The organism is Acidovorax sp. 62 (genome assembly GCF_002754495.1).
GTDB lineage: Bacteria > Pseudomonadota > Gammaproteobacteria > Burkholderiales > Burkholderiaceae_C > Acidovorax.
Genome location: NZ_PEFJ01000001.1, coordinates 1 through 25,140, shown reverse-complemented (window position 1 = coordinate 25,140; position 25,140 = coordinate 1). Strand labels below are relative to the sequence as shown.

Sequence of the window (25,140 nt, the reverse complement as noted above, 5' to 3'; positions counted from 1 at the left end):
CCCTGCCCGGCTGGGCAACAGCGCCGAAGGCTTAGGCGCTCAAGCGCTCAGGCACGCCAGATGCGTTGGCCCAGCCCATGCGATGTCGCGCAGGCCAGCACCAGGGCCGCGTAGGTGGCCATCTTGCCGTCGCGCCCCGTCAACCACAGGCCCGCCAGCAACACCAGCGCGCACACACCAAAATCCAACAGCCATTGCATGCCCCGCCCCAGGCCCGTAGCGCGCCCACGCAGCACCAGCCGCCCCAGCACGGCCATGGCCACGGCCATCCAGAAGGCGGGGGCCAGAAAATTGAGGAGATGGTTGAGGCTGTCGAGCGGACCCATGTGTGCAGTTGACCCAGATCAAGGCTTACCCAGGCTGGGCGCCGCAGTTTAGGTAAGGATTTTATAATCCGCCACCATGGCAGTCTGGGCCCTCGGCATCAACCACACCACCGCGCCGCTCGATCTGCGCGGCAGGTTTGCGTTCGCGCTCGATCAGATCGCCCCCACGCTGCACGGGTTGCGCCAGTCTTTGGGCACCTCTGGCAGCCACCCGGGAGTGGAGACCGCCATTATCTCCACCTGCAATCGCACCGAAATTTACTGCGCTGGCCAGCAGCCTGCGCTGGACCACACGCTGGGCTGGCTGGCCCACAGCGGCGGCGTGAGCCCCGCGTTGCTGCGCTCGCACTCCTACACGCTGGAAGACAGCCTCGTCGCGCGCCACGCCTTCCGTGTGGCCAGCGGGCTTGATTCGATGGTGCTGGGCGAGGCGCAGATCCTGGGCCAGATGAAAGACGCTGTGCGCGCGGCCGAAACGGCTGGCGCCCTGGGCACCACGCTCAACCAGCTCTTTCAGCGCAGCTTTGCCGTGGCCAAAGAGGTGCGCACCAGCACCGAGATCGGCGCGCACAGCATCAGCATGGCGGCGGCGGCCGTGCGCCTGGCAGGCCAGCTGTTTGAAGACATCTCCGAGACCAAGATTTTGTTTGTCGGCGCGGGCGAGATGATTGAGCTGTGCGCCACGCACTTCGCCGCCAAGAACCCCAAGGCCATTGCCATTGCCAACCGCACGCTGGAGCGCGGCGAAAAGCTCGCCACCCGCTTTGGCGGCGAAGTGATGCGCCTGGCCGACCTGCCCGAGCGCCTGCACGAGTTCGATGCCGTCATCAGCTGCACCGCCAGCAGCCTGCCCATCATTGGCCTGGGTGCTGTGGAACGCGCTTTGAAGAAGCGCCGCCACCGCCCCATGTTCATGGTGGACTTGGCCGTGCCGCGCGACATTGAGCCTGAAGTGAAAGCGCTGGGCGACGTGTACCTGTACACCGTAGACGATCTGGCCACCGTGGTGCAAACCGCGCAGGCCAATCGCCAAGCCGCCGTGGCCCAGGCCGAGGCCATCATCGACGCCGGTGTGCAAAGCTTCATGCACTGGATGGAGCTGCGCAGCCCCGTCGGCCAGGCCGGTGGTGTGGTGCCGCTGATCCAGCAGCTCAATGCCCAAACGGACGAGTGGCGCGCCGCCGAGATCGCACGCGCCAAGAAGCTGCTGGCCAAGGGCGAGAACGTGGATGCCGTGCTCGAAGCGCTCTCGCGCGGCCTGACACAAAAGATGTTGCACGGCACCCTGGCCGAACTGCGCGCAGGCGATGCCGAAATGCGCGCCCAGACGGCCCAGACCGTCTCGCGCCTGTTCCTGCGCTCGCAAAGCAAAAACGGCCAGTAGCGGCGCCCGCCTGCTCACTCGCCACTCCGATTTCAAACAAAATCGGCCTCTAGCGCTTGATTAAAAAGCGCTGGCAGCTACAAATTTCGTAGCAAACCTATTTCCTGAATTGCCATGAAACCCTTTCTCCGAAGCCAATTGGAGCGCTATGCACAGCGCTTGGGCGAGCTGGACTTTTTGCTCTCGCGCGAAGACATCATGAGCGACATGGCGCAGTACCGGCGCATTTCCGTCGAGCACGCCGAAGTCACGCAGATTGCAGGCCGCTACGCCCGCTACCAGCAGCGCGAAGCCGACCTGGCCGGTGCCCGCGAGATGCTGGCCGACCCGGACATGGCCGAGATGGCGCAAGAAGAAATCACCAGCGCCGAAGCCGAGCTGCTGCAACTGGAAGACGAGCTGCAGCGCCTGCTGCTGCCCAAAGACCCCGACGACGCGCGCAACGCGTTTGTCGAAATCCGCGCGGGTACGGGCGGCGACGAATCGGCCCTGTTCGCAGGCGACTTGACCCGCATGTACACCCGCTACGCCGCCACCGTAGGCTGGAAGGTGGAGGTGGTGAGTGAGAACGCGGCCGAGCTGGGCGGCTACAAGGAAATCGTGTTGCGCTTTGAAGGCGCGCCAGGGTCCGGCCCCTCCGGTAGCGGCGTGTACGGCGCCCTCAAGTTCGAGTCTGGCGGCCACCGCGTGCAGCGCGTGCCCGCCACCGAAACACAGGGCCGCATCCACACCAGCGCCTGCACCGTGGCCGTGATGCCCGAGCCCGACGAGCACGAGGCCATCAAGCTCAACCCGGCCGACCTGCGCATCGACACCTTCCGCGCCAGCGGCGCGGGCGGCCAGCACATCAACAAGACGGATTCGGCCGTGCGCGTGGTGCACTTGCCCACCGGCATCGTGGCCGAATGCCAAGACGGCCGCAGCCAGCACGCCAACAAGGCCAAGGCGCTGCAGGTGCTGCAGGCGCGTATCCAGGAGAAAGAACGCAGCGAGCGCGCCGCCAAGGAAGCGGCGCTGCGCAAAGGCCTGATTGGCAGCGGCGACCGCAGCGACCGCATCCGCACCTACAACTTCCCACAGGGGCGCCTCACCGACCACCGCATCAACCTCACGCTGTACAAACTGCTGTACGTGATGGAAGGCGACCTGGGCGACGTGCTGCAGGCCCTGGCCCACGCACGCGAAGCCGAGCAGCTCGAAGAGCTGGAGATGGGCACCACGGGCTAACTCCCAACCAGATTTGAATCAAATTACCTTCTAGCGCTTGATAGATAAGCGCAAGCAGCTATCAATATCATAGTGATCCATACCAACCCCACCCTGGCCCAGGCACTGAACCAGGCCCACACCCTGGGCCTGGCGCGCATCGACGCGCAATTGCTGCTGCTGCACGCCGTGGGCCGCCCCGACGCAGGCCGCGCCTGGCTGTTGGCGCACGACACGGATGCGATGGACGAGGGCGTGCACGCCCAGTTCATCGCTCTGTGCCAGCGCCGTTTGGCGGGCGAGCCGGTGGCCTACCTCACCGGCCGCAAGGAGTTCTATGGCCTGCCGCTGCAGGTGGATGCGCGCGTGCTGGACCCGCGCCCCGACACCGAAACGCTGGTGGACTGGGCGCTGGAGGTGATTGCCCCGCTGACATCGCCGCGCGTGGTGGACCTGGGCACCGGCAGCGGCGCCATCGCCCTGGCGCTGCAAAGCCAGCGCGCCGACGCCCAGGTGCTGGCGGTGGATGCCAGCGCCGATGCCTTGGCCGTGGCGCAGGCCAATGGCAAGCGGCTGGGCTTGCCCGTGCAGTTTCAGCCGGCCAACTGGCTGGAGGGCGTGCAGGGCGTGTTCGATGCCATCGTCTCCAACCCCCCCTACATCGCCAACGCCGACCCCCACCTGGCCGCGCTGACGCACGAGCCCCTGCAAGCACTGGCCAGCGGCACCGATGGGCTGGATGACATCCGCACCATCGTCGCCCAGGCCCCCGCCCACCTGCGGCCTGGGGGCTGGCTGCTGCTGGAGCATGGCTACGACCAGGCCCAGGCCGTGCAGGCGCTGCTGTTGGCGCAGGGGTTTCGCCAAGTCCAAAGCCGCACAGACTTGGCGGGCGTGGACCGCTGCACAGGCGGCTGCTGGATGGCTTAGCGCTACCGCGCCACCGTCTCCTCTGTCCACAACCGCTTGCCCCCGGGTTCTGCGGGCTGCCAGTGTCGGCAGCGCCCCACACACGGGGCATCGAGGTGGCCACATTTGCCAAAAAATGCCGATCCCTGCGCCTTGAAAGAGCGAGCTGCGCGGGTCTGGTGCGCTTTTTTTCATACAGTGACGCCATCGCTTTGCCCCCCCCCCCGCTGCACGTGCCGTGCAGGTCTTCGGCAAAGCCCCGATTTCTTCACATCAAGGCACCACACCATGGCCCATACCGCCCTCCTTCACCCCTCACGGCGTCGCGCCTTGCTCGGCTTTGGCGCCCTGTGCGCAGCGCCCACCCTGCTGCTGACGGGCTGCTTCTCCGAACCCAAGGAACGCAAGGCGTTCATTGAGTTTCTGGAAAAAGAAGTGCTCTCTGCGCGTGGCATGTCCTACCCCGTGCCCAACGAAGGCAAGCGCCAAACGTTTGGTGACTATGCCAAGCACTACGACGTGGTGGTCCAGTTCATCGAAAAAATGGAAGCCCTGCCCCTGGCCAAACAGATCCAGGACGTGGGCATGACCACGTCACTCGCGCAGCTCAAGGCACGCCGCGAGCAGATCACGGCCATCAGCAACGGCATTCCACAGGCGCTGCAAGACATCCGGGCGCTGGTCGCTACAGCCGACAAAGCCAAGGCTGAATTGAAGCAGCCCGAGGACCTGAAACCGGTGTACGACAAGGTGTATGCAAAGTACGTCACCCGCCACAGCGAGCTGATGCTGGGCATACTGCCTGCGCTGCAGAACATCTTCACGGCATCGTTGGAACTGCTGGCCCTGGCAGACCAGCACCCGAAAGAAATCACCACGGTGGGCGGCATGACGCAGGTCTCCAGCCAGCGCCTGCTCAACCAGGTCAATGCCATTTCTGCCAAGATGGTTAAAGAGGTGGAAGCGCTGAACAAGCTGGAGTCCGAGCTGCGCAAGCTGTAAAGCCCAAGGGCTTTGCCAGGAGGCACGGCAGCAGGCCCCAAAGCCCTGCAGGCAGCCTGGGTTGCGAACAACGATAATGTGGGCTATCGCGCTTTTGCGCTTTGAACCCAATGGAACCGACACCATGAGCGACACCCAACAACGCATTGACGCCCTCGTCAAATCCAGCGACATCCTGCTGTTCATGAAGGGCAGCGCCAGCTTCCCGATGTGCGGCTTCTCCGGCCGTGCGATCCAGATCCTGAAGGCCTGCGGCGTGGACCCCAAGGCCGTGGTCACCGTGAACGTGCTCGAAGACGACGCCATCCGCCAAGGCATCAAGGATTACAGCAACTGGCCCACCATCCCGCAGCTGTACGTCAAGGGCGAGTTCATCGGCGGCTCGGACATCATGATGGAGATGTACGAATCGGGCGAACTCAAGCAAGTGCTGGGCACCGAGGGCTGATGCCTCCGAGGCCGCAGCGCCTCTTTGCCGCCAGACAGGCCGCCCTTTGGGGCGGCCTTTGTTTTTGGCGCGCCCCATGACAGCGGCAGCCTGCGCAGAGCCCCGTGCAGCATGCCTGCAACAGTGGCACCAACACAGGGCTTATCCCACGTTGAGGGGCGGCATGTTGTGTGCTTGAATGGGTGCGTGACCCACATCACAGGAGCATGCAATGACCAGCCATAGCCTTGTTCCCCAAAGCCCCGCACTGCACCTGCCGGTGGCCCAGATGCGCAATGTGTTCCACCCTGGCGATGTCGAGCGCAAGCTCGCACGGCTGCAGGATGCTGGCAGCCAGCGCGAATACGAAAACCTGCGCACCGTCTACGAACGCATGCTGGAGCGCGGCCCCGAGCGCTTTCACGTCAAGCCCTCGGGCGTGCCCGACATGAGTGGCCTGTACGAGCTGCTGCCCAACTTCACCGAGGTGCTGGACGACATCAAACGCCACGTTGCGCTGGCACAGGACAGCAGCGATGGCTTGGAAGTGACCCCGATGCTGCTGCTAGGCCCCCCCGGCATTGGCAAAACCCACTTTGCAAAGCACCTGGCCGACCTGCTGGGCACCGGCATGAACCTGCTGCCCATGAGCTCCATGACGGCAGGCTGGCTGCTGTCGGGCTCGTCCGCACAATGGAAGGGCGCACGCCCCGGCAAGGTGTTTGAAGCCCTCATCGAGGGCGAATACGCCAACCCCGTGATCGTAGTGGACGAGATCGACAAGGCCAGCAGCGATGCACAGTACGACCCACTGGGTGCGCTCTACAGCCTGCTGGAGCACGACACGGCGCAGAGCTTTACCGACGAGTTTGCCGAAGTGGCCATTGATGCGAGCCAGGTCATCTGGATCACCACGGCCAATGACACGCGCGGCATTCCCGACCCCATCCTCAACCGCATGAACGTGTTTGAGGTGGAGGCACCCTCGCTGGAGCAAGCGCGCACCATTGCCCTGAACCTGTACCAAAGCATTCGCCACAGCCACGACTGGGGCCGCCTGCTGGACCCCGAACCACTGGACGATGTGCTGGACTGCCTGGCCCGCATGCCCCCGCGCGAAATGCGCCGGGCATGGATGACGGGCTTTGGCAACGCCCGATTGGACCGGCGATCGGCCGTGGAAGTGGGCGACCTGCCCAAAGCAGCCACAGCACGGGGGCGCATGGGCTTTGTGCAGTAAGCGCACCTCTGCGACGCGCCAGGAGCAGCCCGTACGCGGGTGATGGCTGCGCCGCGCACGATCCTCCAGTCCGGGGCACTCTGGCCACGGGCTGGAGGCCATGTACGGGCAGATACACTCCAAGGGCCGGTGTGCCATAGCGCCACGCTCTGTCACCATTCATGACCCAAAGCCTTCTCGTCATCGTGCTGCTGATCGCAGCCAGTGCTTTCTTCTCCATGGCCGAGATCTCGCTGGCCGCAGCGCGGCGTCTGCGCCTGCGCCAGATGGCCGATGAGGGTGACCCCCGTGCTGAGCGGGTGCTGCGCATGCAAGAGCAACCCGGCGACTATTTCACCGTGGTGCAGGTGGGGCAAAACGCCGTGGCCATTCTGGGCGGTATCGTGGGCGAAGGGGCCTTGAGCCCCCACTTCAGCGCACTGTTTGAGGTCTGGATGGCGGAGTCCACCGCGCAGACGGCGGGCTTCATGGTCTCGTTCCTGATCATCACCTCGCTGTTCATTCTGTTTGCCGACCTGTTCCCCAAGCGCCTGGGCATGGCCGAGCCCGAGCGCCTGGCCGTGCGGCTGGCACAGCCCATGGCATGGTGCATGACGCTGCTGCGCCCACTGGTGTGGTTTTACAGCCGGGGGGCCGATGCCTTGTTCAGGCTGCTGGGCCTGTCGTCGCTGCGCGATGAACGCATCACCTCCGATGACATCCTGGCCATGATGGAAGCAGGTGCCCGGGCTGGCGTGCTGGCCGCACGCGAGCAGCAGGTCATCACCAATGTGTTCGAGCTGGACACGCGCACGGTGTCCAGCGCCATGTCACCGCGCGATAGGGTCGCGTTCTTCCTGCGCGACGAGCCCGACTCCGTCATCCGCCTACGCATTGCTGCGGAGCCGTTTTCGACGTACCCCGTGTGCGAAGGCGATATCGACCATGTGGTGGGCTATGTGGACGCCAAGGATTTGTTCCAGCGGGTGCTGAACAACCAGCCGATTTCGCTGGCCGATGACAGCTTGGTGCGCAAGGTGCTCATCGTGCCAGACCGGCTCACGCTGTCTGAAGTGCTGGAGCAGTTCCGGCAGGTGCACGAAGACTTTGCGGTGATCGTGAACGAGTACAGCCTGGTCGTTGGTGTGGTGACGCTGAACGATGTGATGAGCACGGTGATGGGCGACCTGGTGGTGGGCCCTGCCGACGAAGAGCAGATTGTTCAGCGCGACGACAACTCGTGGTTGATTGACGGCGTGACCCCCATCAGCGACGTACTGCGCGTGCTGGCCCTGGACGAGCCGCCCCATGCGGGCGAGTACGAAACCCTGGCGGGCTTCTTGATGGTGATGCTGCGGCGTGTGCCCCGGCGCACGGACAGCGTGACCTGGGGGGGCTTCAAGTTTGAGGTGCTGGACGTGGACAGTTACCGCATCGACCAGGTCATGGTGTCGCGCCAGCCCAGCACGGAAGCGGGCAGCGCACACAGCAACGGCTGAAGATCAGACCATCGCGGTCTGATCCTGCCTGCCCATCAACCAAGAGCGGTCTTGGCGTCCATGACCCAATTGCGCTGGGCCGAGAAAACAGCGTTGGGGTAAGGCGGCTTGCCACGGCTGCCGTTGTAGCGCCCCAAGGCCATGAACAGATCGCCTTGCTCCCGGTCAATGTAGTGGCGCAGGATGACGCAGCCAAAGCGCAGGTTGGTCTGCATGTGGAACAGCTTGCCAGCATCTCCATCACCGATCACCCGCGTCCAGAACGGCATGACCTGCATGTAGCCCCGGGCCCCCACGCTAGAAACAGCGAACTTGCGGAACGCGCTCTCGACCTGGATCAGGCCCATGACCAGCGATACGTCCAGACCAGCCCGTTTGGACTCGTACCACACGGTTTGCAGAAAGTCGCGACGCACCTCCCACTCGGGCTTGCGCTTGCGCAGGCGGTCACTCATCGTGCCCAGCCAGCGCAGGTAGCCCAAGCGCGATTCGGTAGAGAAAAACTCTGGCTCCGGGGGAGCCTGGTTGGCAATGGCAGAACTCAAGGCAGTGCGCACAGAATCCATCAAAGGCTCTTCAAGCTGCCCGCCCGCGTGGGCCAGCCCTGGCGCAGCCAGCCACCCCGCAGGGGCGACAGCCGCCATCAAACAAGCCCGGCGCGACACGCCCAGCGGCCATTCCTTCTGCAAACTCACATCCCCACGCACACCATCACCCTCCATCGTCATACCGCCATGCGGCCCTTCACATGGGCCCACACGTCTGCCACAGCCACTTTGGTGGCGGCCGCATCGCGGCGGTGCTGGTATTCGACCACACCGTCCTTGAGGCTCTTGTCGCCAATAGTCACGCGATGTGGCACACCAATCAGTTCCCAATCGGCAAACATGGCGCCAGGGCGCTCACCCCGGTCGTCCAGCAAGACATCCACGCCTTGGGCCAGCATCTCGGCATACAGCTTTTCAGCGGCGGCCTTTACCTCTTCGCTGCGGTCCATGCCAATGGGGCAAATGACCACGGTGAAAGGCGCAATCGCGTCGGGCCAAATGATGCCCCGCTCATCGTGATTTTGCTCGATGGCGGCCGCTGGCAAACGGGTAATACCGATGCCATAGCAACCCATTTCCAATGGCTGCGGTTTGCCGTTTTCGTCCAGGAAGGTCGCGTTCATCGCACGGCTGTACTTGGTGCCCAGATAGAACACGTGGCCCACTTCGATACCGCGCTCAATCGCCAGCTCGCCCTTGCCATCCGGCGACAGGTCGCCAGCCACCACGTTGCGCAAATCGGCCACGACATCGGGCTCAGGCAAATCACGCTCCCAGTTCACGCCGGTGATGTGGAAATCCACCTCGTTGGCGCCGCACACCCAATCGGCCATGGCGGCGACTTCGCGGTCAACCACCAGCTTCAGGGGCTTTTTGAGACCAATGGGGCCCAGGTAGCCGGGCTTGCAGCCAAAATGATCTTCGATCTCGGCCACAGTAGCAAAGCGGAAGTTCTCCAGCCCCGGCACTTTGTTGACCTTGATTTCGTTCATGTCGTGATCGCCGCGCAGCAGCAGCAGCCACACCTGGGTTTTGACGATCTCGCCTTGCTCGTTGGTGGTGTCGGTGGCCAGGACCAGCGACTTCACGGTGCGCTGCAGGGGCAGCCCCAGCAGGTCGGCCACGTCGGCGCAGGTGCTCTTGCCGGGCGTTGGTGTCTTGGCGAGCGCCTGGGCGGCCGCTGCGCGCGGGCCTTGTGGGGCCAAGGCCTCGGCCTTTTCCAGGTTGGCGGCATAGTCGCTGCCAGGGCAGTAAACGATGGCATCTTCGCCTGTGGCGGCAATCACCTGGAACTCTTCGCTCAGGTCCCCACCAATGGCGCCGCTATCGGCCGCCACGGCGCGGTAGGTCAAACCAAACCGGTCAAAAATACGGCGGTACGCGGCAGCCATCACTTGGTAGCTGGCTTTGGCGGACACCTGGTCGCGGTCGAACGAATACGCGTCCTTCATGATGAATTCGCGGCCACGCATCAAGCCAAAGCGGGGGCGGCGTTCATCGCGGAATTTGGTTTGAATCTGGTAAAAATTCTTGGGCAGTTGCTTGTAGCTGCGCAGTTCCTGCCGCGCAATGTCCGTCACTACCTCTTCACTGGTGGGCTGCACCACAAAGTCACGACCATGGCGGTCGCGGATGCGCAACAGCTCGGGACCCATCTTTTCAAAACGCCCCGTTTCCTGCCAAAGCTCAGCCGGCTGGATCACCGGCATAGCGCATTCCACCGCCCCTGCCCGGTTCATCTCCTCACGCACAATCGCTTCAACCTTGCGGATCACCCTCAGGCCCATGGGCATGTAGTTGTAGATGCCTGCGCCCAGCTTCTTGATCAGCCCCGCCCGCATCATGAGTTTGTGACTGACCACTTCGGCGTCGGCCGGAGCTTCCTTGAGGGTGGAGATAAAGAATTGAGAGGCTTTCATCGGAGCGATTTCAGTCTATTCAGACCGGTCCTCTTGTCGGCCGCATAGCGCCGTGCATAATGGACACAGTTTAAAAAATTGGGGTTCGATTATGCTTGACCGGGACGGCTTTCGGCCGAACGTCGGCATCATCCTGCTCAACCAAAAGAACCAAGTGTTCTGGGGCAAGCGGATCCGCACCCACAGCTGGCAGTTTCCACAAGGCGGCATTGACCGGGGCGAAACCCCTGAGCAAGCCATGTTTCGGGAACTGCACGAGGAGGTGGGATTATTGCCCAACCATGTGCGCTTGGTTGCCCGCACAAGGGATTGGTTGCGCTATGAGGTGCCTGACCGGTACATCCGCCGCGATGCGCGCGGACACTACAAGGGCCAGAAACAAATCTGGTATCTGCTACAACTCGTGGGACACGACTGGGACTTGAACCTGCGCGCCACCAACCACCCGGAGTTTGACGCATGGCGTTGGAACGACTACTGGGTGCCACTGGATGTCGTGGTGGAGTTCAAGCGGGGCGTCTATGAAATGGCGCTGACCGAGTTGGCCCGCTTCCTGCCCCGGCACGACCAACGCAATCGCTACCTGCGCAGCGGAATGCGGGCACGGGACTCGGAACAGGCAGCGCCAGCAATGTTCAGAACGGGCTCACTGTTGCTGCACCCTGGCATGGAATTGCCACCCGGCGCGAGCTTCGATCCCGATCCGCAAAACAGCATGCCAGCAGAGCTGGAGGCCATTCCGCCCTTGGCAATGTCCATCTCACCATCAAAGTCTCAGCCCAGTTGAGAGCGGGAAGCACACCTTCACCGACCAAGAGCCAAACAGACGCCAGACGGACAGAAGGCCGCCCCCGGAGATTCTTCGGGGGCGGCCTTTTGCATGTGAGCCATACTTCGCTTGAACCCTTGCGAAATTCAGACTGCGGACAAAACCAAGTTATCGCGATGCACCATCTCCGCCTCTGCGGTGTAACCTAGCAACCGCTCAAATTCGGTGGACGGCTTGCGACACAGCAATCGGGCCTCCGCCGCCGCATAGTTGGCCAGACCCCTGGCAATCTCCATGCCCGCAGGGTCTCGCACAGCGATCACATCGCCCCGGGAAAAATCACCCTCCACACTGGTCATGCCAATGGGCAGCAGACTTTTCCCCTCCTCCCGCAACTTGGAAGCGGCGCCTGCATCCACCAACACCGCCCCACGCAATTGCAGGTGATCGGCCATCCACTGCTTGCGCGCCTGCGTCTTTTGGGTTTGGGCTACCAACAAAGTGCCCAGAGCATCGCCACCCGCGAGCCTCAGTAAGACGTCCGGCTCCCTCCCCCAGGCAATCACGGTCGAGGCCCCCGACCCCGCAGCGCGCTTGGCCGCCAGAATCTTGGTAATCATGCCCCCCTTGCCAATGCTGGACCCAGCCCCGCCCGCCATCGCTTCGAGCGCAAGGTCACCGGCTTTGGCTTCGTGCACAAACTGTGCGGCGGGATCACGGCGCGGGTCTGCGGTGTACAAGCCCTTTTGATCGGTCAAGATGACCAGGGCATCGGCCTCCACCAGATTGGCCACCAGCGCGCCCAGCGTGTCATTGTCACCAAACTTGATCTCGTCGGTGACCACCGTGTCGTTTTCATTGATCACAGGAACCACCCCCAGTCGCAGCAGCGTCAGCAGGGTGGACCGGGCATTCAAATACCGCTCACGGTCAGCCAGGTCGGCATGCGTGAGCAGCACCTGAGCACTGCCCATGCCTTGCTCACGCAATTTGGTCTCGTACATCTGGGCCAGACCCATTTGCCCAACGGCCGCGGCAGCCTGTAACTCGTGGATCTCCTGCGGGCGCGACACCCAACCCAGGCGCTTCATCCCTTCGGCAATAGCCCCGCTCGACACCATCACCACTTCGCGTGGCGCCCCCCCTTCGCCACGCACCAAAGCCGCGAGCTGGCGACTCCATTCGCCAATGGCCGCTTCATCCAGGCCCCGCCCCTCGTTCGTCACCAAGCTGGAGCCTACCTTGACCACGATACGGCGGGCATCACGCAATACGCTAGAAACCATGTTGAAGGTCTTTTTATCCGTAAGCGCTTAATCTATAAGCGCAGCAAGCTACAAAATTTATAGCAAATCAGGACGAAGCATCATCCGCAAAACGAGGATCGACTTCCACCGGGGTGTTTTCGACCATCTGCTCCGCCTTGACGTGGCGATAGATCGCATGGATCAAAGGCTCGCAACCCTCTCGCGTCAGCGCAGAAATCTCGAACACCGGGCCCTTCCACTTGAAGCGCTTCACAAAGTCCTTGACTCGCGCCTCGCGCTCCTCCGTCGGCACCATGTCGAGCTTGTTCAACACCAGCCAACGGGGCTTTTCGTAGAGCTGCGCATCGTATTTCTTGAGTTCACCCACAATGGCCTTGGCCTGGGCCACGGGGTCCACCGCGTCATCGAACGGCGCCAGATCCACAACGTGCAGCAACAAACGGGTACGCTGCAAGTGGCGCAAGAACTGGTGCCCCAGCCCCGCCCCCTCCGAGGCGCCCTCGATCAAGCCGGGGATGTCAGCAACCACAAAACTCTGCTCAGGCCCCACGCGAACGACACCCAGGTTCGGGTGCAAGGTCGTGAAGGGGTAGTCCGCAATCTTGGGGCGTGCGTTGGAGACTGCGGTGATGAAGGTCGATTTGCCAGCGTTAGGCATCCCCAGCAGCCCCACGTCTGCCAGAACCTTCAACTCCAGCTTGAGATTTTTTTTCTCACCAGGCCAGCCTGGCGTTTTCTGGCGTGGCGCACGGTTGATGGCGCTTTTGAAACGCATATTGCCAAAACCACCATCCCCGCCCTTGGCGATGGTGATCACTTCACCCGGATTGAGCAATTCATAAAGCACTTCGCCCGTTTCCGCATCCGTGATGATGGTCCCGACAGGCATCTTCAGGGTGATGTCATCCCCCGCCGCGCCAAACATGTCCGAGCCCATACCATGCTCACCCCGCTTGGCATCATGCCGGCGTGAGTAACGAAAATCCACCAACGTGTTCAGGTTGGGATCCGCCACAGCGAAAACATGCCCACCGCGCCCACCATCGCCTCCATTGGGCCCGCCGAATTCCTTGTATTTTTCGTGGCGAAATGACACACAGCCATTGCCACCATCGCCTGCGGCAATGTCAATATAGGCTTCATCGACGAACTTCATGGGATATCCAGTTTACAAAAGAGGCTAGGTGCGATTGACCTTCCTACACAAAGAAGATCCAGGCCCCACCCCATCACCACAGAAGGGGCAAGACCAGAGGCATACCAGCAGCCAAAAGATGCGCAACATCCAACCCCCAAGGGGCCGACCGCATCAGAGAATCGCGCATCTTGCCAGAACAGCCAAATGCGAAAACAAAAAACGACAAAGCCCCGACAGTGCGGGGCTTTGGCTTCAACCAGAGGCTAAGCTCAGGCTGGGGTCACATTGACTGTGTGCTTGGACAGTGCACCCTTGGTGCCGAACGAGACATGCCCGTCAACCAACGCAAACAGAGTGTGATCCTTGCCCACACCGACGTTGCTGCCGGGGTGGAAACGGGTACCGCGCTGACGCACGATGATGGAACCAGCGCTGATCAATTCACCGCCGAAGGCCTTGACACCCAGCATCTTTGGCTTGGAATCACGACCGTTTCGCGTAGAGCCGCCGCCTTTTTTCTGTGCCATGACATTGACTCCTGATTAAGCAGCAATCGCACCGATTTGCAGCTCAGTGAACTGCTGGCGATGGCCTTGGCGTTTTTGATAGTGCTTGCGACGGCGCATCTTGAAGATGTGCACTTTGTCGTGCTTGCCGTGCGCCACAACAGTGGCTTTCACGGTTGCGCCGGACACCAGGGGTGTGCCGATCTTCAATTCTGCGCCGTTGCCGACTGCCAGAACTTGATCGATCACAATTTCCTGGCCTACGTCCGCAGCAATCTGTTCTACTTTAATTTTTTCGCCGGAAGCAACGCGATACTGCTTGCCGCCGGTTTTTATGACCGCGTACATGTGAGCCTCTTTGAATTGAGTTCTGCAGACCTATTTCTGCAGAGCCTTAGATTATGCCATAGACCACAAAAAGTATCACCCCCGCCACAAAGCCGCCGCGCGCGAGTCCAGCCATTCCTATAATTCAGGGCACTCTCGGTAGCCGCCATCTTGACTGACAACATCCCCACCACCACCACCACAAGCGCCCCCCTCTCACTGGTTGCAGAGGACATGCGAGAAGTCGATCGAGTCATTGGACAAAGATTGACGTCCACGGTGCCTCTGGTGGGGCAAATCTCACAGTACATCATTGCTGCAGGCGGCAAGCGCCTGCGGCCAGCTTTGTTGCTGATGGTGTGTGGGGCACTGAACTACCAGGGTAGGCACCGCCACACTTTGGCGGCCGTGGTAGAGCTCATCCATACCGCCACGCTCCTGCATGACGACGTGGTGGATGCATCCACCCTGCGCAGAGGCCGCGCCACCGCCAACGAGACCTTCGGCAACCCTGCCAGTGTGCTGGTCGGCGACTTCCTGCACACCCGGTCCTTCCAGATGATGGTTGAAACAGGCAGCATGCGGGTGATGGAGATTCTCTCCGAGGCGACCAACATCATTGCGGAGGGCGAAGTCCTGCAATTGATGAACATGCACGATGCGTCACTGACTGAAACCGACTACCTCAAAGTCATCCGCTCCAAGACAGCCAAGCTGTTCGAAGCCAGCGCACGCCTAGGCGCAGTTCTGGCCGAAAGCACGACACAGATTGAGGAGGCCTGCGCCACTTATGGACAAGCGCTCGGCACCGCATTCCAAATTATTGATGATGTCCTCGACTATGACGGCAATGCCTCAGAGATGGGTAAAAATTTGGGCGATGATCTGCGCGAGGGCAAAGCCACCCTTCCATTGATTGCAGCCATGGCACGCGGCACGCCAGAACAAGCGCAAACCATCCGCCACGCCATTGAGCAAGGCTCAACGGAGCAACTGACCGCCATCATCGATATCGTCAAACAAACAGGTGCTCTACAGGTCGCACGCCAAGCAGCCTCCGATGAAGCCCATCGCGCCATTGCGGCCATTGCCACATTGCCACCAACACCTCACTCTGAGGGCATGCGCGCACTGGCAAACCAACTGACCGAGCGCCGGGCTTGATCAGGGCACGCACGAGGACAACCTACGGCCTCCGCATCCACTCAAAGCACGCAGTCGCCAGCGCGCGGATCTACCGGCCCCATCACGAGAGGGGGACGCGCAGATTACCGACAAGACCCCAACCGAGTTCTCGCATTTCAGCGGCACAGCTCACCCCAGCCAGGCGACACACCACCGTTGCGGTAGAGCCACCAACACAGCCCCCCATACAGCCCAAAACCGATGGGCGATGATAGGATGAGCCGCTGTTCACATTAATGCTCTATTGGTTACATGGCTGCTGTTGACACCGCTCCTAAAGACGCTTCTGCAATTGCCCTTCCCGGGTTGGGGCGGGCGCTCATGTCTGCGGGCAAGCTGGCACAAAAAGCCGCAGAGGAAATTTACCAAAAGTCACAAAATAATCGCACCAGCTTTATTGCAGAATTGACCGGCTCCGGCGTCGTTTCTGCGTCAGATCTGGCGCACACGGTTTCTGCAGTTTTTGGCGCCCCTCTGCTGGACTTGGAGGCTATTGATCCCCAACGGCTCCCCAAAGATCTGCTTGATGCAAAAATCTGCCAGTCGTACAAGGTTGTCGTTCTCAGTAAGAGAAACAACCGACTGATTGTCGCCACCGCAGACCCCACCGATCAAGAAGCAGCAGAAAAGATCAAGTTCACAACCCAAATGGGAGTGGACTGGATCATTGCCGAATACGATAAGCTCAATCGTTTGGTCGAAACGAGCACAAAGTCCACGACGGAGTCGATGGAGAGCCTGACCAGTGGTGAATTCGATTTTGACGAGTCGGTTACGGAGGAGGTTCCGGAATCCATTGATGCAGGTGCCAATGAGGTCGAAGACGCCCCTGTCGTTAAGTTTTTGCACAAAATGCTGCTCGATGCATTCAATATGCGGGCATCCGATTTGCACTTTGAACCCTACGAGCACCAGTACCGCGTACGCTTCCGTGTTGACGGGGAGCTCAAGGAAATTTCGTCGCCACCCATTGCGATCAAAGACAAACTCGCTTCCCGTATCAAGGTGATATCTCGCATGGATATCTCCGAAAAACGAGTACCTCAAGATGGAAAAATGAAGCTCAAGGTGGGACCGGACCGTGTGATTGACTTCCGGGTCAGCACCTTGCCCACTTTGTTTGGCGAGAAAATCGTGATCCGTATTCTGGACCCCAGCAGTGCCAAGCTGGGCATTGATGCGCTGGGCTATGAGCCTGAGGAAAAAGAGCGCCTCCTGTCTGCAATTGGTCGCCCCTATGGCATGATTTTGGTGACAGGCCCCACAGGCTCCGGAAAAACGGTGTCTCTATATACCTGCCTGAACCTGCTCAACAAACCGGGCGTCAACATTGCGACGGCAGAAGACCCCTCTGAAATCAATCTTCCAGGGGTCAATCAGGTCAATGTGAACGACAAGGCAGGCCTCACTTTTGCGGTGGCCTTGAAATCTTTCCTGCGCCAAGATCCGGACATCATCATGGTGGGCGAAATTCGAGACCTGGAAACCGCTGATATTTCCATCAAAGCGGCTCAAACAGGCCACTTGGTTTTATCCACACTGCACACCAACGATGCCCCCACGACATTGACGCGGATGCGCAACATGGGGATTGCGCCTTTCAATATTGCGTCGAGTGTGATTTTGATCACTGCCCAACGTTTGGCCAGACGCCTTTGTGCCAACTGCAAAGCCCCTGCGGATGTACCCCATGAAGCCTTGGTGGAGGCCGGATACACAGAAGAAGAAATTGATGGATCCTGGATCACCTACAAACCCGTGGGCTGCTCCGCGTGCAATAACGGATACAAAGGGCGCGTGGGCATTTACCAAGTGATGCCCATCTCTGAGGAGATTCAACGCATTATCTTGCGCGATGGAAGCGCCCTCGAAATTGCAGAACAAGCACGCAACGAGGGCGTTCGGTCCTTGCGCGCATCAGGCCTCTACAAGGCCAAACTCGGCCTTACTTCGCTGGAAGAAGTGCTCGCCGTGACCAACGAATAACAGACATATAGACAGGGAACAGCATGGCAACCGCAGCATCGAGAGACATCAAAGAGTTTGTCTTTGAATGGGAAGGCAAGGACCGCGCAGGCAAGGTAGTGCGTGGGGAGATTCGGGCTGTCGGCGAAAACCAGGTTCAGGCCACGCTGCGCCGGCAAGGCGTTTTTCCGACCAAAATCAAGAAGAGGCGTACCCGCTCAGGCAAGAAGATCAAGCCCAAAGACATTGCACTCTTCACCCGGCAATTGGCCACCATGATGAAGGCCGGTGTTCCACTACTGCAATCTTTTGACATTGTCGGGCGTGGCAACACCAACGCCAGCGTGACCAAACTGTTGAATGACATTCGTACCGATGTTGAGACCGGCACCTCATTGAACGCCGCGTTTCGCAAGCACCCCATGTACTTCGACAGCCTGTATTGCAACTTGGTGGAAGCCGGGGAAGCGGCAGGTATTCTTGAAGCGCTGCTGGACCGGCTTGCGACTTACATGGAGAAGACAGAGGCGATCAAATCCAAGATCAAATCAGCTCTGATGTATCCGATCTCGGTGGTCATTGTTGCCTTTGTGGTGGTGACTGTGATCATGATTTTCGTGATCCCCGCATTCAAAGAGGTTTTCACCTCTTTTGGTGCTGATTTACCCGCACCCACATTGTTTGTGATGGCGATCAGCGAGGTATTTGTTAAATGGTGGTGGTTGATTTTCACCATCATTGGCGGTGGTTTCTATTTTTTCATGCAGGCCTGGAAGCGCAGTGAAAAAATGCAGAAATTCATGGACCGCTTCCTGCTCAAAATGCCCATTTTTGGCGCACTGATTGACAAGTCCTGCGTGGCCCGCTGGACGCGAACTTTGGCCACCATGTTTGCAGCAGGTGTTCCACTGGTGGAAGCGCTGGACTCCGTCGGTGGTGCCTCTGGCAACTCGGTGTACTCCACGGCGACCGAGAAAATCCAGCAAGAAGTCTCCACCGGCACCAGCCTTACCGTCGCAATGGACAACGCCAAGGTATTTCCCTCCATGGTGATCCAGATGTGCGCCATTGGCGAGGAATCCGGCTCTATTGACCACATGCTCGGCAAAGCCGCAGACTTTTACGAGGCCGAAGTGGACGAAATGGTGGCTGGCCTCTCCAGCCTGATGGAGCCCATCATCATCGTGTTCCTGGGTAGCTTGATTGGCGGCATCGTGGTGTCGATGTACCTCCCCATTTTCAAACTGGGTCAGGTCGTTTAATGGAGCTGGAATCTTTGCCAGCCTCAGGGCTGGCTGCGCTGTTTGGGCTTCTCATTGGCAGTTTCTTGAACGTTGTCATTTATCGACTGCCCAAAATGATGGAGCGGCAATGGGCTGCAGAAGCTGCAGCCTTTCAGGCCGAGCAGGCTGGCAGTGACACGGAACCGGCTCAACAGGGGGCATTCAACTTGATGGTACCCCGGTCACGGTGCCCCTCCTGTGGTCATCTAGTGGCGTGGTACGAGAACATTCCCGTTGTCAGCTACCTCTTTTTGCGTGGCAAGTGCTCTGAATGCAGCACCCGCATCAGCCCCCGGTATCCGCTGGTTGAACTGCTCACAGGCGGGCTGTTCTTTTGGTGCGTGCAGCACTGGGGACTGACGCCTGCAGGTTTGGCTTGGTGCGGTTTCTCCGCTGTTTTGGTCGCACTGGCTTTTATCGATTGGGATACGACGCTGTTGCCGGATGACTTGACCTTGCCATTGCTTTGGGCGGGGCTGCTGGCGTCGGTGTTGCAGTGGACCCAGGTGCCGCTGGCGTCCTCGGTGATGGGCGCGGCGGCCGGCTATCTCTCGCTGTGGCTGGTGTACTGGGCATTCAAACTAGCGACGGGCAAAGAAGGCATGGGGTACGGGGATTTCAAACTGTTCGCTGCCCTCGGCGCATGGTTTGGGTGGGAAGCCCTGGTGCCCATTATCTTGATGTCGTCGGTCATCGGCGCCATCATGGGCATTGGCATGAAGGTCTTCAGCCGCCTGCGCGAAGGTGGGTATGTGCCCTTCGGGCCCTTTTTGGTGGGGGCAGGTCTCACCGCGATGATTGCTGGGCCCAAGGCCATACTGGACACCGTGTTGCGTGGATTTGGACTCTGAAGATGGGGCGATCCGCTCGCCATATCGGACTGACAGGTGGCATTGGCAGCGGCAAGACCACGTTCGGTCTGCTGCTCAAAATCCATGGCGCGATCATCATTGACTCCGATCAGATCGCCAGACAAGTCACAGGCCCCCGTGGCGACGCGATGGACGCCATAGCCCAGACCTTTGGGCGGGAGTACCTGGACGAGACGGGAGCGCTGGACCGCGCACGCATGCGCCAACTGGCTTACAGCACACCCCAGGCCAAGTCTGCACTGGAAGCCATCGTTCACCCTCTTGTCAGTCTGCACAGCAGCCAGCAAGCGCAAGCCGCAGAGGCTTCAGGGGCACGCGTCATCGTGTTCGATGTCCCGCTTCTGGTGGAGTCTGGCCGATGGGCGCAAAGACTGGATGCGATCGTTGTGGTGGATTGCCCAGAGCACCTGCAGATACAGCGTGTGATGGCGCGAAACGGGCTGGAGCGCGCCACGGTGGAGTCGATCCTGGCAGCCCAGGCCCCTCGGCGGATTCGGCGGGCTTCGGCCGATATCGTGATCGACAATGGCGATAATTGCGCGCTTGCCGACTTGCAACAGTTGGCCACAGAAACAGCCGCACTGTTCGGGCTATGATGCGCCTCAATCCCTAGAAGCACTGGCCAGCCCGTTCTTCCCCGACATCAGCGCCAGGCCCATTTCACTGCGCCCAGGAACCTGCCAGCGTGATCCTCTACGAATACCCTTTCAACGAACGACTCAGAACCTACCTCCGACTGGAGCAGTTGTTCCGTCGGCTGGGGGAGCTGATCCCCAGAGCACACCCGCTGGATCACCATTTTGCGCTGGTCACCGTCTTTGAAATCATGGACGTGGCGGCCCGCGCCGATCTCAAATCGGATGTTCTCAAGGACATTGAAAAGCACAAGCACCAGCTCGACGGCTACCGGGGCAACCCCTCCATCTCGGAAGCGGCCCTGGATGCGGTGATCGCACAGCTGGACCGCTGCTTCACCGCACTCAACACGCAATCGGGCAAGGCAGGGCATACGCTGACGGAAAACGACTGGCTGATGAGCATTCGCAGTCGCGTAGGCATCCCGGGTGGCACCTGCGGATTTGACCTTCCGGCGTACTACGCCTGGCAACACAAAGACGCAGCCGTTCGCCAAGAGGCGCTGCAAAACTGGGCCTCCACCCTGGCGCCGCTGGCCGAGTCCATCTACGTGTTGCTCAAGCTGCTGCGTGACTCTGGCGTACCGCAAAAAGTGGCCGCTGAGCGCGGCCAATTTCAGCAAAACCTCCCAGCGGGCCGCACCTTCCAGCTGCTGCGGCTTCGCATCGACCCGGCTTTGGAGCTGATCCCTGAAATCAGCGGGAACCGTTTGATCGTGTCAGTGCGGCTGATGAAGCAAGGTGCCGACGAACGCTTGCATGCGTGCACCGACGATGCGGCGTTCGAATTGACGCTGTGCGCGTGAGCGCCAAGCCACCCCTATTGGAAATGCACGCCATGGCTGCCGACACCCCGCCAAACACCGCCCCTCAGCCCTCTGCCACACGCACCGTGGTGTGCCCGACCTGCGGCGGAGACAGCCTCTACAGCCCCGCCAATCGGTACCGCCCCTTCTGTGGCGAGCGCTGCAAACAGATTGACCTGGGCGCCTGGGCCAGTGAAGACTTCCGTATGCCCACCGAAGCCCCACCGCTGGATGCGCAATACGGCGATCCTCGGGTAGAGCACTGAATTTCATAAAAAATAGCCTCTAGCGCCCATCAACAAAGCGCAAGAAGCTATCAATTCAGGAGCAAATTAACCGAGTTGCTCCTGCTCCAGCCAGTCCAGCACCGGGTATGCACCCGGCAGCACAGGGTCCACGGTCAGTGGAAATTGCTGCCAAGCCATGGCCTGGCCCTCGCGCATCTCAAAGGCGCCCGTCCATTCGCGCACCTTGCACCAGTGTAGGCGCACCAAAGCGTGCGGGTAGTCGTGCTCGGTCACCTTCCAGACCTGGGCCGGGCCGATGGTGATGCCCAACTCTTCTTCCAGTTCGCGGCGCAGGGCCTGTTCCACGGTCTCGCCGGCCTCCAGCTTGCCCCCTGGAAACTCCCAGTACCCCGCATAAGGCTTGCCCGGTGGGCGGGTCGATAGCAGCATGGCGCCATCGCTGCGCAGCAAGATGCCAACCGCCACTTCGGTGTGTTTGCGTGTCTCACTCATCTTGGCTCACCTCGACGTTCGTTGGGAGCATGGCACCACGCCGACTGCTGGGCACTGCGAAGCGGCCCAGAAGAATGCACCTCATGCCCGCCCCGCATAGTCGCGCGCAAACTGGTAGGCCACGCGCCCGCTGCGCGAGCCACGCTCCAGCGCCCATACCAGCGCCTCGGGGCGCGCTGCAGCAATGGCCGCGGCAGACACGCCCAGCGATGCCAGCCACTGGGCAACGATGGTCAGGTACTCCTCCTGGCTGAAAGGGTAGAAGCTCACCCACAGACCAAAGCGCTCCGACAACGAGATCTTCTCTTCCACCACCTCACCGGGGTGCACCTCACCGTCTTCGGTGTGGGTGTAGGTCAGGTTGTCCGCCATGTATTCAGGCAACAGGTGGCGGCGGTTGCTGGTGGCATAGATCAGCACATTGGGCGTGGCCGCAGCCACCGAACCGTCCAGAATCGACTTGAGTGCCTTGTAGCCTGGCTCGCCATCTTCAAAGCTCAGGTCGTCGCAGAACACGATGAATTTCTCGGGCCGCTCAGAGACCACATCCACGATGTCCGGCAAATCCACGAGATCGGCTTTGTCCACCTCGATCAGACGCAGCCCCTGGCTGGCAAAGGCATTCAGGCAAGCCTTGATGAGCGAGGACTTCCCCGTGCCCCGGGCCCCCGTCAACAAGACGTTGTTTGCCGTTTTGCCCTGCACAAACTGAAGCGTATTGCGCTCGATCTTTTCTTTTTGCCCGTCGATTTCCTTCAGGTCCGCCAACTGCATGGCCCCCACATGCCGCACAGGCTCCAGCGTGCCATGCCCGCTGCTGCGCTTGCGGTAACGCCAAGCAATGGCCTGCGACCAGTCTGGCGCCGACAGCGGCTGCGGCAGCACCGATTCGATGCGGCCGATGAGCTGCTCGGCCCGCTCCATCAACCGTTCAAACTTTTCATTCATATGGGCACCTAGCGCCTGATAGATAAGCGCAGCAAGCTATCAAATCAATAGCAAATCAGTCTCAAATCAAGAACGGTAGTCAGCGTTGATCGTCACGTAGTCGTGGCTGAAGTCGCAGGTCCACACGGTGTCTGATGCCTCACCGCGCCCCAGAACCACCCGCACCGTGATCTCGCTTTGCTTCATCACGCGCTGGCCATCTTCTTCACGATAAGCGGGGTTGCGCCCACCGCTCACAGCCACGTGCACATCATCCAGGTACAGGTCGATGCGGGTCTGGTCCAGGTCTGCAATGCCCGCATAGCCCACAGCCGCCAAAATGCGGCCCAGGTTTGGGTCGCTGGCGTAAAAAGCGGTTTTGACCAGTGGCGAATGGGCAATGGCATAGGCCACCTGGCGGCATTCCTCGCCGGTCTTGCCGCCCTCTACCCGCACGGTGATGAACTTGGTTGCCCCCTCACCGTCGCGCACAATGGCCTGGGCCAGCTTTTGGGCCACGCCCAACATGGCGGCCAACAGGGCTTGCCCGTCAGCGCTGTCCAGCGACGTGATCGGTGCATGGGCGGCCTTGTTGGTGGCCACCACCACAAAGGAATCGTTGGTCGAGGTATCGCCGTCAATGGTCACCCGGTTGAACGAGCGGTCTGCCAGATGGCGGGCCAGTTGCTGCACCACCGACGCATCCACGCATGCATCCGTGGCCAAAAAGCCCAGCATGGTCGCCATGTTGGGGCGGATCATGCCCGCACCTTTGCTGATGCCAGTGATCGACACAGTGGCACCACCCACCGAAGCCTGCGCGCTGAAAGCCTTGGGCAAGGTGTCGGTCGTCATGATGCCTTCTGCGGCGCGGGCCCAGTGGCCTGTCTGCGCATCGGCCAGCGCGGCAGGCAGCCCTGCCTCAATGCGATCGGTGGGCAGTGACTCCATGATCACGCCGGTGGAGAAAGGCAGCACTTGCTCGGGGGCCACGTTCAACAAGTCAGCCAACGCCTTGCAGGTAGAGCGAGCGCGGGCCAAGCCATCTGCCCCCGTACCGGCATTGGCGTTACCCGTGTTGATGACCATGGCGCGGACGCCTTTGCCAGTAGCCAAATGCTCACGACTGACCTGCACGGGCGCCGCACAAAAACGGTTTTGCGTGAAGACCCCTGCCACGCTGGCCCCCTCGTCCAGCAAAAACACCGTCAGGTCCTTGCGGTTGGCCTTGCGGACGCCCGCTTCAGTCACGCCAATACGAACGCCTGCAATCGGATGCAGGTCAGCGGCCACAGGGGCCAGAAGATTTACGGGCATAGAGTGCTCTTTCAGAAAAACTGCGGAAGATTATGCGCAAAGACATGGCATCCAAATGAAAACACGGGCCGCAGCCCGTGTTTCCGTCCTATCAGCGATCAGGCCAGCTTGCCGTGGCACTGCTTGTATTTCTTGCCGCTACCGCAGGGGCATGGGTCGTTGCGGCCCACACGCAGGCCTTCAAAAGCCCCTTCATCACCACCCAGCGCTTGCCCTTCAGGGACGGTCTGGGCTTCCCCAGTTTCAGTGGGGGCGGTATAGGTCACATTGGAGATGTGTTCGGCACGGGCTTCCAACTGCTGAGCGGCTTCGTCGAGTTGCGCGGGCGACTGCACCTGCACCGTCATCAAAATCTTGGTGACTTCGTTCTTGACGCTGTCGATCAACTGGCGGAACAGCTCGAAGGCTTCGCGCTTGTACTCTTGCTTGGGTTGCTTTTGGGCATAGCCACGCAAATGGATGCCTTGGCGCAGGTAGTCCAAAGAGCTCAAGTGGTCACGCCAGTTGGAGTCAAAGCTCTGCAGCAAGACCGCACGCTCAAACTGGGTGAAGTTCTCACGCCCCACCAGCTCCACCTTGGCATCGAAGGCGGCATGGGCCAGCTTGACCACGCGCTCCAGGATTTCTTCGTCGGTGATGGACTCTGATTGGGCAACCATGTCTTGCAACGACACGGCGATTTGCCACTCTTCATTGAGCGCCTTCTCCAGTGCCGGCAGGTCCCACTGTTCTTCGACCGACTCAACAGGCACGTACAAGCGCACCAAGTCGGTCATGGAGTCTTCGCGCATGGCAGCAATCACGTCCGCCAGGTCCGATGCGTCCAAAATGTCGTTGCGCTGCTGGTAGATCACCTTGCGCTGGTCGTTGGCCACATCGTCGTATTCCAGCAGTTGCTTGCGGATATCGAAGTTGCGGGCTTCCACCTTGCGCTGAGCCGACTCAATGCTACGGGTCACGATG

26 protein-coding genes are annotated in these 25,140 nt (G+C 60.6%); 15 read left to right on the top strand and 11 right to left on the bottom strand.

Features of this window, described 5'->3' with window-relative positions; genetic code table 11:
- Positions 1-47 precede the first annotated feature (47 nt).
- Positions 48-326, bottom strand: a complete 279-nt coding sequence (locus CLU86_RS00130; protein WP_099658067.1) for a hypothetical protein — start codon at positions 324-326, stop codon at positions 48-50.
- A gap of 76 nt (positions 327-402) precedes the next feature.
- On the opposite strand from CLU86_RS00130, the gene hemA reads away from it, so the two are divergent.
- The 7 genes from hemA to CLU86_RS00095 all read left to right on the top strand — a co-directional run bounded on the left by hemA (position 403) and on the right by CLU86_RS00095 (position 7,972).
- Complete coding sequence (hemA, locus tag CLU86_RS00125) at positions 403-1,710, top strand: glutamyl-tRNA reductase (protein ID WP_099740146.1); 1,308 nt, start codon at positions 403-405, stop codon at positions 1,708-1,710.
- Between the two features lie 114 nt (positions 1,711-1,824).
- Positions 1,825-2,937, top strand: a complete 1,113-nt coding sequence (gene prfA / locus CLU86_RS00120; RefSeq protein WP_099740145.1) for a peptide chain release factor 1 — start codon at positions 1,825-1,827, stop codon at positions 2,935-2,937.
- Positions 2,938-3,009: 72 nt separating this feature from the next.
- Positions 3,010-3,846: a peptide chain release factor N(5)-glutamine methyltransferase gene (prmC, locus tag CLU86_RS00115; protein WP_099740144.1), complete on the top strand. Its 837-nt coding sequence runs from the start codon at positions 3,010-3,012 to the stop codon at positions 3,844-3,846.
- A gap of 267 nt (positions 3,847-4,113) precedes the next feature.
- Entirely contained in the window at positions 4,114-4,827 is a 714-nt protein-coding gene (locus tag CLU86_RS00110) for a DUF3053 family protein (protein WP_099740143.1), read from the top strand.
- A gap of 124 nt (positions 4,828-4,951) precedes the next feature.
- Positions 4,952-5,275: a Grx4 family monothiol glutaredoxin gene (gene grxD, locus CLU86_RS00105; RefSeq protein ID WP_099659025.1), complete on the top strand. Its 324-nt coding sequence runs from the start codon at positions 4,952-4,954 to the stop codon at positions 5,273-5,275.
- 211 nt (positions 5,276-5,486) lie between these two features.
- On the top strand, positions 5,487-6,494 hold the full coding sequence (locus CLU86_RS00100; RefSeq protein WP_099740142.1) for an AAA family ATPase: 1,008 nt from the start codon (positions 5,487-5,489) through the stop codon (positions 6,492-6,494).
- A gap of 161 nt (positions 6,495-6,655) precedes the next feature.
- The gene (locus CLU86_RS00095; protein WP_099658061.1) at positions 6,656-7,972 is read left to right on the top strand and encodes a hemolysin family protein; all 1,317 of its coding nucleotides are present in this window, start codon (positions 6,656-6,658) and stop codon (positions 7,970-7,972) included.
- Positions 7,973-8,007: 35 nt separating this feature from the next.
- On the opposite strand, the gene CLU86_RS00090 is transcribed toward CLU86_RS00095, so the two are convergent.
- Both CLU86_RS00090 and CLU86_RS00085 read right to left on the bottom strand, forming a co-directional pair.
- On the bottom strand, positions 8,008-8,694 hold the full coding sequence (locus CLU86_RS00090; RefSeq protein WP_099740141.1) for a lytic transglycosylase domain-containing protein: 687 nt from the start codon (positions 8,692-8,694) through the stop codon (positions 8,008-8,010).
- Between the two features lie 2 nt (positions 8,695-8,696).
- Positions 8,697-10,439 carry a proline--tRNA ligase gene (locus CLU86_RS00085; protein WP_099740140.1) on the bottom strand — a complete coding sequence of 581 codons (1,743 nt, stop codon included), beginning with the start codon at positions 10,437-10,439 and terminating at the stop codon, positions 8,697-8,699.
- A gap of 91 nt (positions 10,440-10,530) precedes the next feature.
- Between CLU86_RS00085 and CLU86_RS00080 the strand changes: the two genes are divergently transcribed.
- Complete coding sequence (locus tag CLU86_RS00080) at positions 10,531-11,226, top strand: RNA pyrophosphohydrolase (protein ID WP_099740139.1); 696 nt, start codon at positions 10,531-10,533, stop codon at positions 11,224-11,226.
- Positions 11,227-11,354: 128 nt separating this feature from the next.
- Here CLU86_RS00080 and proB read toward each other — a convergent pair whose 3' ends face one another.
- The 4 genes from proB to rplU form a co-directional block, all read right to left on the bottom strand.
- The gene (gene proB / locus CLU86_RS00075; protein ID WP_099740138.1) at positions 11,355-12,494 is read right to left on the bottom strand and encodes a glutamate 5-kinase; all 1,140 of its coding nucleotides are present in this window, start codon (positions 12,492-12,494) and stop codon (positions 11,355-11,357) included.
- A gap of 67 nt (positions 12,495-12,561) precedes the next feature.
- Positions 12,562-13,632, bottom strand: coding sequence for an Obg family GTPase CgtA (gene cgtA, locus CLU86_RS00070; RefSeq protein WP_099740137.1), 1,071 nt, complete (start codon positions 13,630-13,632; stop codon positions 12,562-12,564).
- A 251-nt stretch (positions 13,633-13,883) separates the two neighbouring features.
- Positions 13,884-14,141, bottom strand: a complete 258-nt coding sequence (gene rpmA, locus CLU86_RS00065) for a 50S ribosomal protein L27 (RefSeq protein ID WP_026437555.1) — start codon at positions 14,139-14,141, stop codon at positions 13,884-13,886.
- A 15-nt stretch (positions 14,142-14,156) separates the two neighbouring features.
- Positions 14,157-14,468: a 50S ribosomal protein L21 gene (gene rplU, locus CLU86_RS00060; RefSeq protein ID WP_010462012.1), complete on the bottom strand. Its 312-nt coding sequence runs from the start codon at positions 14,466-14,468 to the stop codon at positions 14,157-14,159.
- A 213-nt stretch (positions 14,469-14,681) separates the two neighbouring features.
- On the opposite strand from rplU, the gene CLU86_RS00055 reads away from it, so the two are divergent.
- From CLU86_RS00055 to CLU86_RS00025, 7 genes are all read left to right on the top strand, one after another.
- The gene (locus tag CLU86_RS00055) at positions 14,682-15,611 is read left to right on the top strand and encodes a polyprenyl synthetase family protein (RefSeq protein WP_199175167.1); all 930 of its coding nucleotides are present in this window, start codon (positions 14,682-14,684) and stop codon (positions 15,609-15,611) included.
- Between the two features lie 273 nt (positions 15,612-15,884).
- Entirely contained in the window at positions 15,885-17,618 is a 1,734-nt protein-coding gene (gene pilB, locus CLU86_RS00050; protein WP_099740136.1) for a type IV-A pilus assembly ATPase PilB, read from the top strand.
- A gap of 23 nt (positions 17,619-17,641) precedes the next feature.
- The gene (locus tag CLU86_RS00045) at positions 17,642-18,859 is read left to right on the top strand and encodes a type II secretion system F family protein (protein ID WP_099740135.1); all 1,218 of its coding nucleotides are present in this window, start codon (positions 17,642-17,644) and stop codon (positions 18,857-18,859) included.
- Positions 18,859-19,731 (top strand): A24 family peptidase, encoded by an 873-nt coding sequence (locus CLU86_RS00040; RefSeq protein WP_099740134.1) that lies wholly within the window; start codon positions 18,859-18,861, stop codon positions 19,729-19,731. Before CLU86_RS00045 ends, CLU86_RS00040 begins: the two co-directional genes overlap by 1 nt.
- A gap of 2 nt (positions 19,732-19,733) precedes the next feature.
- A complete protein-coding gene (gene coaE, locus CLU86_RS00035; protein WP_099740133.1) occupies positions 19,734-20,348 on the top strand; it encodes a dephospho-CoA kinase in 615 nt (204 codons plus the stop codon).
- 89 nt (positions 20,349-20,437) lie between these two features.
- Positions 20,438-21,193, top strand: coding sequence for a cell division protein ZapD (gene zapD / locus CLU86_RS00030; protein ID WP_099740132.1), 756 nt, complete (start codon positions 20,438-20,440; stop codon positions 21,191-21,193).
- A gap of 32 nt (positions 21,194-21,225) precedes the next feature.
- Complete coding sequence (locus CLU86_RS00025; RefSeq protein ID WP_099743186.1) at positions 21,226-21,459, top strand: DNA gyrase inhibitor YacG; 234 nt, start codon at positions 21,226-21,228, stop codon at positions 21,457-21,459.
- A 66-nt stretch (positions 21,460-21,525) separates the two neighbouring features.
- Here the strand turns inward: CLU86_RS00025 and CLU86_RS00020 are convergent, their stop codons facing one another.
- The 4 genes from CLU86_RS00020 to CLU86_RS00005 all read right to left on the bottom strand — a co-directional run.
- Complete coding sequence (locus CLU86_RS00020; RefSeq protein WP_099658050.1) at positions 21,526-21,933, bottom strand: NUDIX domain-containing protein; 408 nt, start codon at positions 21,931-21,933, stop codon at positions 21,526-21,528.
- Between the two features lie 81 nt (positions 21,934-22,014).
- Complete coding sequence (locus CLU86_RS00015) at positions 22,015-22,881, bottom strand: ATP-binding protein (RefSeq protein WP_099740131.1); 867 nt, start codon at positions 22,879-22,881, stop codon at positions 22,015-22,017.
- Positions 22,882-22,947: 66 nt separating this feature from the next.
- Positions 22,948-24,177 carry a bifunctional glutamate N-acetyltransferase/amino-acid acetyltransferase ArgJ gene (gene argJ / locus CLU86_RS00010; protein WP_099740130.1) on the bottom strand — a complete coding sequence of 410 codons (1,230 nt, stop codon included), beginning with the start codon at positions 24,175-24,177 and terminating at the stop codon, positions 22,948-22,950.
- 98 nt (positions 24,178-24,275) lie between these two features.
- On the bottom strand, positions 24,276-25,140 hold an 865-nt coding region (locus tag CLU86_RS00005; RefSeq protein WP_199175068.1), incomplete at its 5' end, for an SEC-C metal-binding domain-containing protein.